Origin of the sequence: Flavobacterium tiangeerense (assembly GCF_007830355.1) — a bacterium.
Classification (GTDB): Bacteria; Bacteroidota; Bacteroidia; order Flavobacteriales; family Flavobacteriaceae; genus Flavobacterium; species Flavobacterium tiangeerense.
Window position 1 is genome coordinate 114,434 of the sequence record NZ_VLKO01000010.1, and the last position, 16,589, is coordinate 131,022.

At 35.8% G+C, this 16,589-nt stretch carries 12 protein-coding genes; 10 read left to right on the forward strand and 2 right to left on the reverse strand.

Annotated features, from left to right (window positions below):
• Positions 1-20: 20 nt before the first annotated feature.
• From IQ05_RS12640 to IQ05_RS12685, 10 genes are all read left to right on the forward strand, one after another.
• Positions 21-1,202, forward strand: coding sequence for a lycopene cyclase family protein (locus tag IQ05_RS12640; protein WP_144893489.1), 1,182 nt, complete (start codon positions 21-23; stop codon positions 1,200-1,202).
• Positions 1,203-1,271: 69 nt separating this feature from the next.
• A complete protein-coding gene (locus IQ05_RS12645; RefSeq protein ID WP_144893491.1) occupies positions 1,272-1,682 on the forward strand; it encodes a BrxA/BrxB family bacilliredoxin in 411 nt (136 codons plus the stop codon).
• A 215-nt stretch (positions 1,683-1,897) separates the two neighbouring features.
• Positions 1,898-2,461 (forward strand): helix-turn-helix domain-containing protein, encoded by a 564-nt coding sequence (locus tag IQ05_RS12650; protein WP_144893493.1) that lies wholly within the window; start codon positions 1,898-1,900, stop codon positions 2,459-2,461.
• A 106-nt stretch (positions 2,462-2,567) separates the two neighbouring features.
• Positions 2,568-4,046 carry a serine hydrolase gene (locus IQ05_RS12655; protein ID WP_144893495.1) on the forward strand — a complete coding sequence of 493 codons (1,479 nt, stop codon included), beginning with the start codon at positions 2,568-2,570 and terminating at the stop codon, positions 4,044-4,046.
• A gap of 407 nt (positions 4,047-4,453) precedes the next feature.
• Positions 4,454-5,821, forward strand: coding sequence for an oxygen-dependent tRNA uridine(34) hydroxylase TrhO (trhO, locus tag IQ05_RS12660; RefSeq protein WP_144893497.1), 1,368 nt, complete (start codon positions 4,454-4,456; stop codon positions 5,819-5,821).
• A 185-nt stretch (positions 5,822-6,006) separates the two neighbouring features.
• Positions 6,007-7,362, forward strand: coding sequence for a PSP1 domain-containing protein (locus tag IQ05_RS12665; RefSeq protein WP_144893499.1), 1,356 nt, complete (start codon positions 6,007-6,009; stop codon positions 7,360-7,362).
• Complete coding sequence (locus IQ05_RS12670) at positions 7,346-7,825, forward strand: gliding motility lipoprotein GldH (RefSeq protein WP_144893501.1); 480 nt, start codon at positions 7,346-7,348, stop codon at positions 7,823-7,825. Before IQ05_RS12665 ends, IQ05_RS12670 begins: the two co-directional genes overlap by 17 nt.
• A gap of 9 nt (positions 7,826-7,834) precedes the next feature.
• Positions 7,835-10,144, forward strand: coding sequence for a penicillin-binding protein 1A (locus IQ05_RS12675; protein WP_144893503.1), 2,310 nt, complete (start codon positions 7,835-7,837; stop codon positions 10,142-10,144).
• Between the two features lie 160 nt (positions 10,145-10,304).
• On the forward strand, positions 10,305-11,003 hold the full coding sequence (locus IQ05_RS12680; RefSeq protein WP_144893505.1) for a CoA transferase subunit A: 699 nt from the start codon (positions 10,305-10,307) through the stop codon (positions 11,001-11,003).
• A 99-nt stretch (positions 11,004-11,102) separates the two neighbouring features.
• Positions 11,103-11,762: a 3-oxoacid CoA-transferase subunit B gene (locus tag IQ05_RS12685; protein WP_144893507.1), complete on the forward strand. Its 660-nt coding sequence runs from the start codon at positions 11,103-11,105 to the stop codon at positions 11,760-11,762.
• 526 nt (positions 11,763-12,288) lie between these two features.
• Here the strand turns inward: IQ05_RS12685 and IQ05_RS12690 are convergent.
• Complete coding sequence (locus IQ05_RS12690) at positions 12,289-13,164, reverse strand: type IX secretion system membrane protein PorP/SprF (protein ID WP_144893509.1); 876 nt, start codon at positions 13,162-13,164, stop codon at positions 12,289-12,291.
• Positions 13,165-13,224: 60 nt separating this feature from the next.
• Positions 13,225-16,560, reverse strand: a complete 3,336-nt coding sequence (locus IQ05_RS12695) for a cadherin domain-containing protein (RefSeq protein WP_144893511.1) — start codon at positions 16,558-16,560, stop codon at positions 13,225-13,227.
• Between the last annotated feature and the right edge of the window lie 29 nt (positions 16,561-16,589).

Below are 16,589 nucleotides of genomic sequence, written 5' to 3' on the forward strand. Positions count from 1 at the left end.
TAAAGTTGTATTTTTGAGCCATGAAACACTACGATTATATTTTTACTGGTTCAGGATTATCGGCTTTGATGACCGTTTATAAAATGGTGCAATCTGGGAAATTTAAGGATAAACGTATTTTGTTACTGGATGAAAACTCCAAAAAAACAAATGACAGAACCTGGTGTTTCTGGAAAACAACCGATTCACTTTGGGAACCGGCTATTTCTAAAAAATGGGATTCGGCTTTGTTTGCCAATGCAGCTTTTCGCAGGGATTTAGACTTGCAACCGTATCAGTACAATATGGTGAAAGGACTTGATTTTTACAACCAAGTTTTTGATTTGCTTTCGAAACAAACAAACGTCACTTTCTTGAATCAGAAAGTCTTGACTATTGAAGAATCCGAAACTATAATTTTGATACAAACGGAAAGCGAATCTTTTTCGTGCTCCAAATTATTCAATAGTATTTACCACAAACAAAAAGCGGAAAACCAAACTAAATATCCCGTTTTACAACAGCATTTTATAGGTTGGTTTATCAAAAGTGAGCAGGCTGTTTTCAATAATGAGCAAGCCACGTTCATGGATTTTTCGGTTGAGCAAAGAGGAAATACCCGTTTTATGTACGTGTTGCCCACTTCAAAAACCGAAGCTTTACTGGAATACACTTTGTTTTCGCACCAACATTTAAAAAAAGAAGAATACGAAAACGAAATCCAACAATACATCGAAAAGCTGGGGATTACAAACTACGAAATCGTTGAAAAAGAACAAGGCAGCATCCCGATGACGTGTTATCCTTTTTGGAAAGCCAATACTAAAAACGTGATCAACATTGGTACTTCTGGCGGTTGGACCAAGGCGAGTACGGGTTACACTTTCAAAAATTCCGATAAAAAATCAAGTGAATTGGTAGCCTTTCTACAAAGAGAAACCGACTTTACTAAGTTTCATAAAAAAACAAAATTCTGGTTTTATGATTTGCTTTTATTAGATATTTTAGATAGAAAAAACGAATTGGGTTCTCACATTTTTTCATCCATGTTCAAAAAAGGAAACCCAGCGGTGATCTTCAAATTTTTGGACGAAGAAACTACTTTAATTGAAGATATTCAGGTTATTTTAAAATGTCCGAAAATGTTGTTTATCAAAGCCATTTTTCATGTGGCTTCCAGAGCAATAAATAACAATAAAACTATAACAAAACTTTATACTTGAACACTTATTGTTGAATGTAAACTTTGTAACTTTGCAGGACTTAATTACTAATGATTTAAAATAAAAGATATGTATCCAGAAGAAATGGTAAAACCAATGCAAGCAGAACTTACTGTAGCAGGTTTTCAAGATTTACATAGTGCCGAAGCAGTAGAAAACGCATTAAAAGCAGAAGGAACAACGCTAGTAGTTGTAAATTCGGTTTGTGGTTGTGCTGCACGTAATGCACGCCCCGGAGCAAAAATGAGTTTAGAAGGTGGTAAAAAACCAGATCAATTAATTACTGTTTTTGCAGGAGTTGATAAAGATGCAGTTGATGCAGCAAGACAACACATGTTCCCTTTTCCTCCATCATCGCCAAGTATGGCTTTGTTCAAAAACGGAGAATTAGTACACATGTTAGAGCGTCACCACATTGAAGGTCGCCCAGCAGAACTAATTGCTGAAAACCTAAAAGACGCTTTCAACGAGTATTGCTAATACCTGATAAAGTATAAAATTTAAAACCACGTTTCGGCGTGGTTTTTTTATTTGGAGCCACTTCCAGCTATTCGTTTCAATCTTTTTTTTCGCTAAAAAGCGGATAAAAAAGGATTTTCACTGCTATCTGGGCTATAAGATATTTAGTCCAGTAAATAGATAAGTTGCATATCTTTGATACTATTAAATGTTAGCGGTAATTTCACAACCATCTTATGTCAAAATTAAAATTTATAAGAGACTTCCAAAATCTGACTCAGAAAGAGTTGTCTGAAAAATCAGGAATCTCAGAAAGAACCATTCAGCGAATAGAAACAGGAAAAGAACCCAAAGGTTATACACTTCGAATTTTAGCTAAAGCATTAAAAGTAGAAGAAAGCGAATTACAAACTCCCAAAACTGAAGCAGAAAACACCACGATTACTGAAAAATCAGAAGAAGCGAATTTAATTAACTATTCCTTACTAAAATTAATCAACCTTTCATCACTTCCATTTATAATAATCCCGCCATTTAATATCATCGTTCCAATTGTTCTGATGCTTGTGTTGAAACAAAAAAATGTATTAACAAAAGAACTCATTTCTGTTCAAATCCTTTGGACAATAATTGCACCTATCGTATTTATACTAGGGATTTTTTTAAAGCTTGGGAATCAATTCACACTAATTCTTATAATACTCATTGCTTTATCTAATGTTTTCATTGTCATTCGAAATGCAATAGAAATAGACAGGTCTAAAAAACTTCGTTACAATCTAAAATTTAGCATGTTATAAAAATTGTCTGGGGTTTGTCGGGTTATTGTCGGGTGGATTTTTTGGCCAAAAATGGGGAGATTCACACCTTTGTCTCAAAATAATCATAGCTTAAACAAAATCCATTATGACAAAAAAAAATCTCTTATGCTTCATAATTGCTATCACTTTTTGTTTAAACAGCAGCGCTCAAGTTGACAAAAATTCATACCTCTATAAAACAATACTATCAAAAGACAGTCTACTATTTAATATTGGTTTTAACACCTGCGACATAAAAAAGTTTGAAGTTTTATTGAGTGATGACCTCAAATTTTATCACGACAAAGACGGAATATCTGATAAAACAAAATTTCTTTTAGACTTAAAAAACGGACTTTGTAAAAGTCCAGAAACTCGCCAAGTAAAAAGATTTTTAATAAAAGAAAGTACCGAAATTTTTCCGCTTTATAAAAATGGAATTCTCTATGGTGCTGTTCATAATGGAGAACACATATTTTCTGAAAAACGAGAAAGTCAATCCGGTATTGCAAAGTTTACCAACGTTTGGCAATTGGAAAACGGGGATTGGAAATTAGCGACCTCATTTAGTTTCGACCATCAAGCCTATGAAAATAAAACAACAGAAAATCCAATTTTTGATAACGATGTTGAAATTGAAAAATGGCTGAAACAAAACAACATTCCAACACTTGGATTGGGAATTATTGAAAACGGAGAACTTAAACAAATAAAAGTTTTCGGAGAAATTACAAAAGGCGTATCAGCGCCTTACAATACTATTTTCAATGTGGCTTCATTAGCAAAACCTGTTACAGCAATGATAGCTTTGAAACTAGTTAGTTCATGTAAATGGAATTTAGATGAACCTATTTATAAATATTGGACAGACCCAGATATTGCTAACGACCCACGCAATAAAAAACTAACAACAAGACATATTTTAAGCCACCAAACAGGTTTTCCTAATTGGCGATGGATGAGTGATAACAAAAAACTCAGTTTTCAATTTGAGCCTGGAACGAAATACCAATATTCAGGAGAAGGCTTGGAATATCTCAGAAAAGCAATAGAGAAAAAATTTAAAAAATCTTTACAACAATTAGCCGATGAATTAATTTTTCAACCGCTAAAAATGGATGACACCAGATATGTATGGAGTGAAAAAATCGATACATCAAGATTTGCTATAAGTTATGCCAAAGACGGAAGTACTTATGAAATGGTTAAAAACAGAGTGCCAAATGCAGCGGATGATTTATTAACAACCATTGAGGACTACGGAAATTTTTTAGTCAGCGTAATGAATAGCGATGGATTGACACAAAAAGTATTTAATGAAATGATTTCGCCTCAAGTAGCAAGCTCAAAAGGAAAACATTTTGGACTTGGTTTTGAAATATACAATTTTAATGATGGAAACATCGCACTTACGCACGGTGGTGCAGACAAAGGCGTACAAGCCATTGCATTTATTTTCCCAAAAACAAAACAGGGATTTCTAATTTTCACAGACGTTGATGATGGTTATAAAGTGTACGAAAAATTATTATTTCATTATTTAGGTGACTATGGAAAACAGATATTTGAAATAGAAACAAAATAAACACAATACAGCGAACAACTAATGGAATGAGAAAGTAGGACTTTCATACTAAATTTAAAAATTTGGAGTTCTATTAAACATTTGCACTTTGAAGTTCCATAAACTATCGCAAATCTTTTTCTATTGCTCAAAATCATAAATACGATTTTGGAAAACGTAACCTTCAATACACCACAACTCCCCTAGCCCAGATTGCAGCGGCATCCTCTTGTTGTAGCGATAGCGGAAATAAGAGATATAGCGGAAAGCTGGAAGAAGCTCCCAAAAAAATGAAACCATTAAGACTTTAAGGAAAATTGAGAATCCGTTTATTGATTGCAAACCTTAGTCCCTTTAAAACTTTGCGCCTTTGGACCTTTTTGCTTACTTTTGCAAAAAATACATTTCTCACTTAAACTGTTTATAGCATGCAACTGTACAACACCTTAAGCGCACAGGAAAGAGCCATCATGATTGATGATGCCGGAAAACAAAGACTCACTTTGTCATTCTATGCTTATGCGCAAATTCAAGATCCAACTCAATTTCGAAACGATTTATTCCGCGCTTGGGATCCTTTAGTAGTTCTAGGCCGAATTTATGTCGCCAAAGAAGGTATCAATGCACAATTATCATTGCCTGCCGATAATTTTTATGACTTCAAGGACACGCTTGAGGAATACGATTTCATGCAAGGGATGCGCTTGAACATTGCGGTGGAGCATGACGATCACTCGTTTTTGAAACTAACGATTAAGGTGCGTGACAAAATTGTTGCCGACGGTTTGAATGATGAAACCTTTGATGTTACTAATATAGGCGTGCACCTAAAAGCAAAGGAGTTCAACGAAATTCTAGATGATCCCAACACGATTGTAGTCGATTTTAGGAACCATTACGAGAGTGAAATTGGCTATTTTAAAGGCGCCATCACTCCTGATGTAGATACGTTTAGAGAATCGTTGCCTATTATTAATGAGCAACTACAAGACTTTAAGGAAGATAAAAACTTGGTGATGTATTGCACAGGTGGCATTCGTTGCGAGAAAGCATCGGCTTACTTCAAACACCAAGGTTTCAAGAATGTTTTTCAGCTGGAAGGAGGTATTATCAACTACGCCAAGCAAATAAAGGAAGAAAATCTAGAGAGCAAATTTATAGGTAAAAACTTTGTTTTTGATCACCGCTTGGGCGAACGCATTACAGATGATATTGTTTCGCAATGCCATCAATGCGGTACCGCTTGTGATGTACATACCAACTGCGAAAATGAGGGTTGTCATTTACTTTTTATTCAGTGTGAATCTTGTAAAGAAAAAATGTACGGCTGCTGTTCTGCTGAATGTGCTACGATTATTCATTTGCCAGAAGAGGAGCAAAAAGCTATACGCAGAGGGGTTAAAAATGGAAATAAGATTTTCAAAAAAGGAAAATCAGATAAGTTGCTTTTTAAAAATAATACAGATTCGTTAGCGGCTATTCCCGACTTGACCGAACTTGCAAAACGCAAACCGGTTGCAAAAAAAGCAGCGAAAATTAAAAAAGAATACCTTGGTAAAGGCGCTCATTTTTTCCCGAAGTCAAATGTTGGACAGTTTTTAATTGAAGAAAATGAGTTGAAAATAGGCGATACGGTATTGATTAAAGGGAGCACTACTGGGGAACAAATTTTAAAAATCGAGAAAATGATGGTCAATGACACCGCACAACAAAAAGCCGTTGCTGGCGATACGTGCACGTTTCAACTCCCTTTCCGAATTCGATTGTCTGATAAATTATACCGCGTTTTAGAGTAATCCCAAAACGCTATTTGAAATATTACCAACCCATTACAATTTAAATTGTGATGGGTTTTTTAGTATAAATTTATGAATTATTGCCCTAAATTGGCGTTGTTCCATAAAATTAAAAAATACTATCTTTACACATTAAACGTTTTAAGAACTTAAGTTGTGCTCGTCACAACACTACATATAAGATTATGGCATGTACAAGTTGTTCAACTTCTGATGGTGGCGCACCAAAGGGTTGTAAAAATAATGGGACTTGCGGCACCGATAGCTGCAATAAATTAACGGTTTTTGATTGGCTTTCGAATATGAGTTTGCCCAATGGCGACGCCCCTTTTGACTGTGTTGAAGTACGTTTCAAAAACGGTCGTAAAGAATTTTACCGCAATACTGAAAAATTAACTTTGAGCATGGGAGATATTGTTGCCACGGTAGCTTCTCCAGGACATGATATCGGTATAGTAACGCTAACAGGTGAGTTGGTTCGCATTCAAATGAAGAAAAAAGGAGCGAATCCTAGCAGCAACGAAATTCCGAAAATTTATAGAAAAGCATCACAAAAAGACATTGATATTTGGTCTGCAGCTCGCGACCGCGAAGAGCCTATGAAAGTTCGCGCACGTGAACTTGCCATTGCTCAAAAACTGGAAATGAAAATTTCGGATATTGAATTTCAAGGAGATGGATCAAAAGCTACTTTTTACTATACCGCAAACGATCGAATTGATTTTAGAGCATTAATCAAAGATTTCGCAAAAGAATTCAGCACGCGTATTGAAATGAAACAAGTAGGTTTCCGTCAAGAAGCAGCTCGTTTGGGCGGGATTGGCTCTTGCGGAAGAGAGTTGTGTTGCTCTACTTGGTTGACTGATTTTAGAAGTGTAAATACCTCAGCTGCACGTTACCAACAACTGTCCTTGAACCCACAAAAACTAGCAGGACAATGCGGTAAACTGAAGTGTTGCTTGAACTATGAGCTAGACACTTACATGGATGCTTTAAAATATTTTCCTGATTTTGACACGAAACTAGTTACTGAAAAAGGAGATGCGATTTGCCAAAAACAGGACATCTTTAAAGGGCTTATGTGGTTTGCCTATACCAATAATTTTGCTAATTGGCATGTACTAAAAATTGATCAAGTCAAAGAAATCATTGCCGAAAACAAGTTAAAAAACAAAGTTTCCTGCCTAGAAGATTATGCTATTGAAGTTATTGTTGAACCAGAGAAAAACTTTAACAATGCTATGGGTCAAGAAAGTTTAACGCGATTTGACCAACCTAAACCAAGGAAGAAAAATAATAAAAAACGCAAACCTACTAGCGAAAACGCCATTGTAGCAAATGCAGGTAAACCGGCTGCTAACAAAATAACCAGCAATAAACCAGCAAATACAACAAATACAGCAAAACCTGCTAATAAAATAACCAATAACAAACCCGCAAATACGGCAAGACCTAACAATAACCGTCCTGCTCCTGCTGATAAAAAACCAGCAGAACCCCGCAAACCAATAATTATTACAAAAAATGTGGATAAGAAATAGCACCATACTCTTTTTGGTTACGATACTCTTCTTTTCTTGTGACAAAAAAAGGAGTTTTGATGAATACCACTCAGTGGGCAATGCATGGCATAAAGACAGTACTGTTACCTTTAACTTACCTATACTTGACTCTACGAAACGCTACAACTTGTTTGTAAACTTGAGGGCAAATAACAATTATCAATTCAATAATTTGTTTTTGATTGTTGCCATGGAATTGCCTAATGGATTTACCAAGGTTGATACACTAGAATACCAAATGGCTGATGTTGATGGAACACTTTTAGGAGATGGGTTTTCGGACATTAAGGAAAGTAAACTTTTTTATAAAGAAAATGTTCGATTGCGATCAAAATACAAAGTACACATTAAGCAAGCAGTACGAGAAAACGGAAAAGTTCCCGGTGTAACAGCCCTTAACGGAATCACCGAAGTAGGATTTAGAATTGAAAAAAAAGAATAAATTAGTATTATGGCTATCAAAAAAAACAACAACCCAACAAGAAACGATGATAAAAGCATCGCGTATTATCAAAAGAAATTTTGGAAAATATTCTTCATAGGTTTAGGAAGCGTAGGCTTATTTTTCCTCTTTGCTTCTTGGGGATTGTTTGGCTCCATGCCTTCCTTTGAAGACTTAGAGAATCCGGATTCTAACCTAGCTACCGAAGTTATTTCGGCTGATGGTGTGGTCATTGGTAAGTATTTCGAAAAAAACAGGTCTCAATTAAAATACTCTGATTTACCAAAAAACCTGGTTCAGGCCCTAGTAGCTACTGAAGATGCTCGTTTTTACGAACATTCTGGAATTGACGGTAGAGGAACCTTAAGAGCCATTTCAAGTTTTGGAACCAGTGGAGGAGCGAGTACGTTGACACAACAATTAGCCAAACAACTTTTTCATGGAGAAGGTTCAAAATTTTTGCCTTTTCGAATTGTACAAAAAATAAAAGAATGGATTATTGCTATTCGTTTAGAAAGACAATACACAAAAAATGAAATCATAGCCATGTACTGTAATGTATATGATTTTGGAAACAATTCTGTAGGAGTAAGTTCTGCTGCCAAAACTTATTTTTCTAAGGAGCCAAAAGATTTAACCATCAGCGAGTCAGCAATACTAGTCGGTATGTTTAAAAACTCTGGATTGTACAATCCCGTTCGCAATCCGCAAGGAGTAAAAAACCGCCGAAATGTAGTGCTTTTGCAAATGGAAAAAGCCGACATCATCTCTTCATCAGAAAAAGAAAGATTGCAAAGTTTACCTATAAAATTAAACTTTAAACTCCAAACTCACAAAGACGGAACTGCTACCTATTTTAGAGAGTATTTGCGTGATTACATGAAGAAATGGGTTGAAGAGAATAAAAAACCAGACGGTACTGATTACGATATTTACAAGGACGGTCTTAAGATTTATACCACTATTGATTCCAGAATGCAGTTGCATGCTGAAGAAGCTGTAAAAGAACACATGGCAAACTTGCAAGAAGAATTTTTTATTCAGTCAAAAGACAATAAAAACGCGCCATTTGTAAATATTTCAACTGTAGAAACACAGCGTATTATCAACCAAGCTATGAAATCTTCTAGCCGCTGGTCTATCATGAAATCATTGGACAAAACCGACGAAGAAATCATAAAGTCTTTTAGCGAAAAGACCAAAATGAAAGTCTTTACTTGGAAAGGGGAACGCGATACTATCATGACTCCTTTAGACTCTATCCGTTACTACAAACACTTTTTACAAGCTGGGTTAATGGCCATGGAACCACAAACCGGAAACATCAAGGCTTGGGTAGGCGGTATTAATTACAAATATTTCCAGTACGATCACGTAGGTCAGGGAGCTAGACAAGTAGGATCTACTTTCAAACCTTTCGTATACGCAACCGCAATTGAACAATTGAATATGTCGCCATGTGACTCTATTGTCGATGGTCCGTTTATGATTCGTAAAGGGCGTCACCACGTAACCGAAGATTGGGAACCTAAAAACTCTGACAACAAGTATCGCGGAATGGTAACGTTAAAAAGAGGTTTGGCAAACTCGATCAATACCGTATCTGCAAAACTTATCGATAAAGTAGGTCCCGAAGCAGTTATTGAATTAACGCATAAATTAGGAGTAAAATCAGAGATTGTTACTCAGCCATCCATAGCACTTGGTGCCGTAGAAATCACTGTTCATGATATGGTAGCGGCGTACAGTACCTTTGCTAATGAAGGTGTGTATAGAAAACCTCAATTTATCACCAAGATTGAGGACAAAAGTGGGGTGGTTATTTATGAGCCTATTCCAGAATCACACGATGTATTGAATAAAGACATTGCATACGCAGTAGTAAAATTACTCGAAGGCGTAACCGAGGGTGGCTCAGGTGACCGTTTGCGTACGACTGGAGGCGGTAATGGAGACAACCGTTGGACAGGTTATCCTTATTCTTTTAGAAACCCAATTGCAGGAAAAACAGGAACTACACAAAACCAATCTGATGGTTGGTTTATGGGAATGGTACCAAATCTAGTAACCGGAGTTTGGGTAGGTTGTGAAGACCGTTCTGCACGTTTCAAAAGCATTACGTACGGTCAAGGAGCTACGGCAGCTCTACCAGTTTGGGGATATTTCATGAAACTGTGTTACGAGGATCCTGCTCTAAAGGTATCTAAAGAACCATTTGAAAGACCGGCTAACTTATCTATAAAAGTAGATTGCTACGTTCCTAAAAAAGTGGTAGACACTACAGCAGTAGAACAAGATACAGAAGAGTTTGAATTGTAAAATTTTCATTTGGAGCTAATCCAGCTATACGTTGCAATCTTTTTAAATGCGATGAAAAATCGCTTTTAAAAAGGATTTCCACTATTATCTGGGCTAGGGCATTCGTACTTAAAACTCAATTCATCAATAGATTAAAATTCGATAAATAGACCTTATTTTTATGATTAACAAAAAAGTAAATACCGTTCAAGATGCACTTCAAGGCATTGAAAATGGCATGACTATCATGCTAGGCGGTTTTGGATTATGTGGAATTCCAGAAAATAGTATTGCAGAATTGGTTCAAAAAAACGTAACCGATTTAACCTGTATTTCAAACAATGCCGGTGTAGATGATTTTGGACTTGGATTGCTTTTGCAAAAGCGCCAAATCAAAAAAATGATCTCATCGTATGTGGGTGAAAATGCCGAGTTTGAACGTCAAATGCTCTCAGGAGAATTAGACGTAGAATTGACACCTCAAGGAACACTAGCCGAAAAATGCCGTGCTGCACAAGCGGGAATTCCTGCATTTTTCACACCAGCAGGTTACGGAACTGAAGTAGCTGAAGGAAAAGAAGTTCGCGAATTTAATGGCAAAATGCACATCATGGAACTGGCTTACAAAGCTGATTTTGCTATAGTAAAAGCTTGGAAAGGTGATGAAGCAGGGAATTTGATTTTTAAAGGAACTGCCCGTAATTTTAATTCTAGTATGGCTGGAGCTGCAAAAATTACCATTGCCGAAGTGGAAGAACTTTTGCCTGTAGGCGCATTAGACCCAAACGAAATTCACATTCCTGGAATCATGGTACAACGTATTTTTCAAGGAGAAACGTTTGAGAAAAGAATTGAACAACGAACTGTGAGACAAAAATAGTATTCAGTTTGCAGAGAATTATATGAACTTCATTTTTATAATTTAAGAATGCTCAAATTATAAAAACTTATTTGACTTACAAGTTTCAAAAATAAAATTATGGCTTTAACAAAAGAAGATATAGCAAGAAAAATTGCCAAAGAAGTACAAGACGGCTATTATGTTAACCTAGGAATTGGAATTCCTACCTTGGTGGCTAATTATGTTCGTACCGATATTTCGGTAGAATTTCAAAGTGAAAATGGCGTATTAGGCATGGGACCATTCCCTTTTGCTGGAGAAGAAGATGCCGACATCATCAACGCAGGAAAACAAACCATTACAACCTTGCCTGGAGCATCGTTTTTTGACTCAGCATTGAGTTTTGGGATGATCCGCTCTCAAAAAGTAGATTTAACCATTCTTGGCGCTATGGAAGTTGCAGAAAATGGTGATATCGCCAACTGGAAAATCCCTGGTAAAATGGTGAAAGGAATGGGCGGCGCAATGGATTTAGTGGCTTCTGCCGAAAATATCATTGTAGCTATGATGCACGTAAATAAAGCAGGCGAATCAAAAATCCTTAAAAAATGCTCTTTGCCATTAACGGGTGTAGGCTGCGTTAAAAAGGTAGTAACCGAACTTGCGGTACTAGAAGTTACTCCAGCAGGTTTTAAGCTTTTAGAGCGTGCGCCAGGCGTTACAGTGGAACACATCATCGCTTCTACCGAAGCAACACTAATCATTAATGGTGAAATTCCAGAAATGGCAATAGATTAATAGTAATTAACGAAAATATTTTACAACAAAATGCATCCCTAATCAGGATGCATTTTTTGTTTTCAATCTAATTACTACGCTTTATTAGAACGAAAAACCGAAACACAAAAGAGTTAGCCTGACAAACGTGAGTTTTCTTAAAATTCGCACCAACTGAAAATAAAGCAGTAAATAAAACTCAAAATACAAGCGAAGCTATTGCAGCTACCCGAAATTACGGGAAACAATCCATCAGAACTACATTAAGCGGAGCTATCTACATATTAACGGGGGCTGCACACGGATGCGAAATAATGACTTACAACATGAAAAAAGGAACAAATTATTCTAGTACTATCAACTTTGTAGATACAGAAAATAATTGGACTGCTGCAGAATTCAAAAATGTTAACAAAGAAAATGGAACATTAGACGCACATTGAGGAGCAGGAAATAAAGCAAAAAAAAACACAGACACACAAATAATAAATATTTGAATATCTGTGGTTAAAAGTTGATAAGACTAATGTTAGCCCATCTTTTACAGTTACAAATTGAAGAACAGGCCAAATTGATGGCTGTTTCCAAAAATGGCACTGACTTTGCCTTGCTGAACATAGCCGAAATTGTAACCAACTCCAAGCCCTTTTATATTCAATCCAAAGCCCATATTGATCTGGCCATTATCTACATAACCAACCTGTAGCCAACCTCTTTTTTGGTAATTCAAATTCAAACTATTGGTAAGTTCATATCGATTCCTTTGTGTTTGTGCATACAAAATGGATGGAACAAGATCAAGGTCTTTGCCTACTTTAAACTTGTACTCTGTGTAGGCAGTAACTTCATTGTTATACGGTTTTTCTTTACCTAAAGAAGGAAGCGCTACTGAGAATTGGAAGTTTTTAAACTTGTACACAAAACCAAGTTCTAAGCCCAGCTTATTTTCATAGAAATTCTCTCCAGACAAATAAGGATCATTTAAATCCACAAAACTATTTGGCGTAAAGCCAGTTTTGAAATCGATATTTTGCTGATTAAAACTCAGTCCAAAACCAACGGATAACGTTTGGTTTTCGGATAAATCCACCCGATAAGCGAAGGCTTGTTTAACTTGCATTTGCGAAAAACTACCCGCAGTTATTTTAGTAAACACCGTTGCTGTTGATAACTTACTGCCCAGTGGTAAATCAAGGGTTAGTTGCTGCCATTTGAGTGTATTAGCATCTTCGACTTTGTTTGGAGTTGATCCTGCTACGAGTGACATGCGCATTTTATCAAGCTCACCAGCATAGGCAACATTGACACCCAACTTATTTTGCTGAATCAAGCGATTGTTTAATTGGTACTGCGCTTTACCCGAAGAGATAATGAACAAGACAAGAACTACACTGTACACTATATTTTTTGCTAAATATTTCATTTATTTTTTAATTATTGATCATTTACAAAGTTTAACTTATGGTTATTTGAGGTTGTTACACTAATTGTAAACCAGCCTAACAAGCTCTTTGTAAACACGTTCTTTGTTGCTTGGGTCCTTTCCTGTAAAATATAAATAATACTCTCCTTCTGCTAAGCCATTACCCGTCCAGTCATTTTTATAATTGCTCGTACTGAGAACCATTTGACCTTTAGAATTATAAATAGCCAATACATAATTACTGTACAACTGTATATTATTAATGAGTAATCGATCATTGAGACCATCTCCATTTGGCGAAACCAAATTGTTGTACATCAAAGTATCATTAACTGTAAACTCAATAGTTACGTTTACAGTAATGGTATCAGACAGTTTAGGAGTTCCATTATCTGTTACTTTAACGGTAAAACTATAACTCGTTTTATTGTTAGGATCAATTGTACCATCAAAGCTTATAATTCCGTCTTTAGTAATGGTAAAAGGAACTTGCTGACCCGGGCTTATTTCCCAACTTAGGGCGCTATTTGCATCCACATCTGTTGCTTGTACTTTGCCAACTTCAATAGCATTATTAGACAAACCTGCTAACACAAAGTTTACTGCATTTGATCCAACATTTTTAGTGATTACTGGATTTTCGTTTACGTCTAGGGCGTAAATAGTCATTTTCTCCTTTACTTCACCACCTCTTTGATCATTACTAATAAGCTCAAATTGAAAAACGTTTTGCTTTTCGAAATCCAAACTTTTCTTTAACACCAACTGTTCACCTACAAGATCAAAGTTCAAATAATCAGAACCGCTTATAGAAAAACGATAGATACTAGAATCCTTATCTTGATCCTTTGTCTTTAATGTTCCTATGACAGTACCTGCAGGTAGATTTTCATTGATTTTATCATTACTGATTGTGATTAAAACAGGCGTATCATTGATGTCATTGATAGTAATTACATAGTTAGCAAACAGTACTTCGCCCAATGTATTTTGTGCCTTAATACGAATTTTGTAACTATTCTTAGTTTCAAAGTCAAACATTTCTTTAGACTTCAAGCTATTTCCTGTGATTTCGAATGAGGCATTATCCTCTCCGCCTACACCATCAACTAATGATAAGGCAAATACAGTGCGATTTTCCTTAATCACCGTAAAATCGCCCACTACAGAAGCAACAACTTGGTTCTCGTCAATGTTCACTTTTGACAAACTAAAAATAGTTGGTAATTTATCATCTAGTACTGTGATCGTAAAAGATTGCTCTAAAACATCTCCACGACTACTTGCCGCTTGAACACGAATTTTGTAAGTACTTTTTGATTCGAAGTCAAAAATACTTTTCACCTTCAGGCTATTACCAATAATTTCAAAAGAAGCATTATCATCTGCACCCACACCTTCGATAAAACTTAATACAAATGCAGTTCTATCTTCTCTAACAACCGTGAAGTCTCCAACTACAGTTGCAACTGGTTGATTTTCGTCAATTGTTAATTTTGATAACGTAAAAACCGTAGGTAATTTATCATCTAGAACTGTTATCGTAAAATTTTGCTCTAAAACATCTCCACGACTACTAACCGCTTGAACGCGAACTTTGTAAATATTTTTAGTTTCGAAGTCAAAAATGCTCTTCACCTTCAAACTGTTTCCTGCGATTTCGAATGAAGAATTATCCTCACCACCTACTCCGTCAACTAATGATAAGGTAAATGCAGTTCTATCTTCCTTAGCTACTGTAAAGTCTCCTACAACAGTTCCTCCAGGTTTGTTCTCATCAATAGTTGATTTAGATAAAGTAAAAACCGTTGGTAATTTATCATCTAGTATCGTGATTGTAAAATTTTGCTCTAAAACATCTCCACGACTACTAACCGCTTGAACGCGAATTTTATAAATATTTTTAGTTTCGAAGTCAAAAATGCTCTTCACCTTCAAACTATTTCCTGTGATTTCAAATGAAGAATTATCCTCACCACCTACTCCGTCAACTAATGATAAGGTAAATGCAGTTCTATCTTCCTTAACAACCGTAAAATCTCCTACAACAGTTCCAACTGCTTGGTTCTCATCAATAGTTGATTTAGATAAAGTAAAAACCGTTGGTAATTTATCATCTAGTACCGTGATCGTAAAATTTTGATCTAAAACATCTCCACGACTGCTCACTGCTTGCACGCGAATTTTGTAACTACTTTTTGCTTCGAAGTCAAAAATGCTCTTCACCTTCAAACTATTTCCTATGATTTCGAATGAAGAATTATCCTCACCGCCTGCACCGTCAACTAATGATAAGGTAAATGCAGTTCTATCTTCCTTAGCGACTGTAAAGTCTCCTACAACAGTTCCAACTGCTTGGTTCTCATCAATAGTTGATTTAGATAAAGTAAAAACCGTTGGTAATTTATCGTCTAGAACCGTTATTTCAAAAATTTTCTCGACAATTTCTTTACGATTGCTTATCCCTTGAACACGAATTTTATAAATACTTTTCGTTTCAAAATCGAAGATGTTTTTCACTAATAGTTTATTTCCTATGATTTCAAATGAAGAATTATCAAAACCTCCATCACCAGCAACAAGCGAAAGATCCGAAACGACTCTATCTTCTATCAGTACATTAAAATCGCCTACTACAGTCCCAACAGCTTGATTTTCGTTTATCGTTAATTTTGACAAAGTAAAAACAGTCGGTAAGGTTACAGGATAGGTAGGCATTTGCACCGCAACAGTCCATTCCTTCACAACATTTAGATCTTCAGAATAGACTTTAAAAACAACCGGATTGCTAAAATCCAAACTATTTGAACCCGAAGTTTGTTGCACATTTCCAATATAGACGGTAGACCCAGGGCTACTTGTAAAAGTAGTATTTAATGCTGTTACCGTTTGTCCTGGATTAAGAAACACTGTTACTTTATTACCTACAATGGTTATATCATTGCGAGTCACGCCAACAAAACCAACATCTAAAAGATCTGCACCTTGACGTAAAGCATTGTTTGAAAAAATATACGTTTGAGACAGATTTCCAAAATTAGCATTGGATGTAAAACTTGCTGTTTTAAAAACATCTTTAACAACATTTTTTTCCGAATCATACATTTTAAAACTTATCGTTTCATTATTTGTATTCGAAAAAACAGTCAGATAAGCATAGTACTTGTTTTCGGTAGCCACATAAATCAAATTAGTTACACCGCGACATTCTCCGTTTACAAATGCAGCTACTTTATCATTAACATTAGCTAATCGAACTCCATCAATATTTAAAGATCCAACAAAAGTCATTGTGTATTGAAAATTATTTTCATTCAAAGTCCAAGACGGAGACTGACCAAAAGTGCTAAAACTCACCAGAAACAGTACAATAGTACTGTATATAAAATTTTTCATAGATTAAATTTTAAATTGATTTAAATTGC

Coding starts and splice junctions, on each gene's coding strand:
- IQ05_RS12695 (WP_144893511.1), bottom strand. CDS start 16,560: ATGAAAAATTTTATATACAGTACTATTGTACTGTTTCTGGTGAGTTTT.
- IQ05_RS12685 (WP_144893507.1), top strand. CDS start 11,103: ATGGCTTTAACAAAAGAAGATATAGCAAGAAAAATTGCCAAAGAAGTA.
- IQ05_RS12665 (WP_144893499.1), top strand. CDS start 6,007: ATGGCATGTACAAGTTGTTCAACTTCTGATGGTGGCGCACCAAAGGGT.
- IQ05_RS12650 (WP_144893493.1), top strand. CDS start 1,898: ATGTCAAAATTAAAATTTATAAGAGACTTCCAAAATCTGACTCAGAAA.
- IQ05_RS12675 (WP_144893503.1), top strand. CDS start 7,835: ATGGCTATCAAAAAAAACAACAACCCAACAAGAAACGATGATAAAAGC.
- trhO (WP_144893497.1), top strand. CDS start 4,454: ATGCAACTGTACAACACCTTAAGCGCACAGGAAAGAGCCATCATGATT.
- IQ05_RS12690 (WP_144893509.1), bottom strand. CDS start 13,164: ATGAAATATTTAGCAAAAAATATAGTGTACAGTGTAGTTCTTGTCTTG.
- IQ05_RS12645 (WP_144893491.1), top strand. CDS start 1,272: ATGTATCCAGAAGAAATGGTAAAACCAATGCAAGCAGAACTTACTGTA.
- IQ05_RS12640 (WP_144893489.1), top strand. CDS start 21: ATGAAACACTACGATTATATTTTTACTGGTTCAGGATTATCGGCTTTG.
- IQ05_RS12655 (WP_144893495.1), top strand. CDS start 2,568: ATGACAAAAAAAAATCTCTTATGCTTCATAATTGCTATCACTTTTTGT.
- IQ05_RS12680 (WP_144893505.1), top strand. CDS start 10,305: ATGATTAACAAAAAAGTAAATACCGTTCAAGATGCACTTCAAGGCATT.
- IQ05_RS12670 (WP_144893501.1), top strand. CDS start 7,346: ATGTGGATAAGAAATAGCACCATACTCTTTTTGGTTACGATACTCTTC.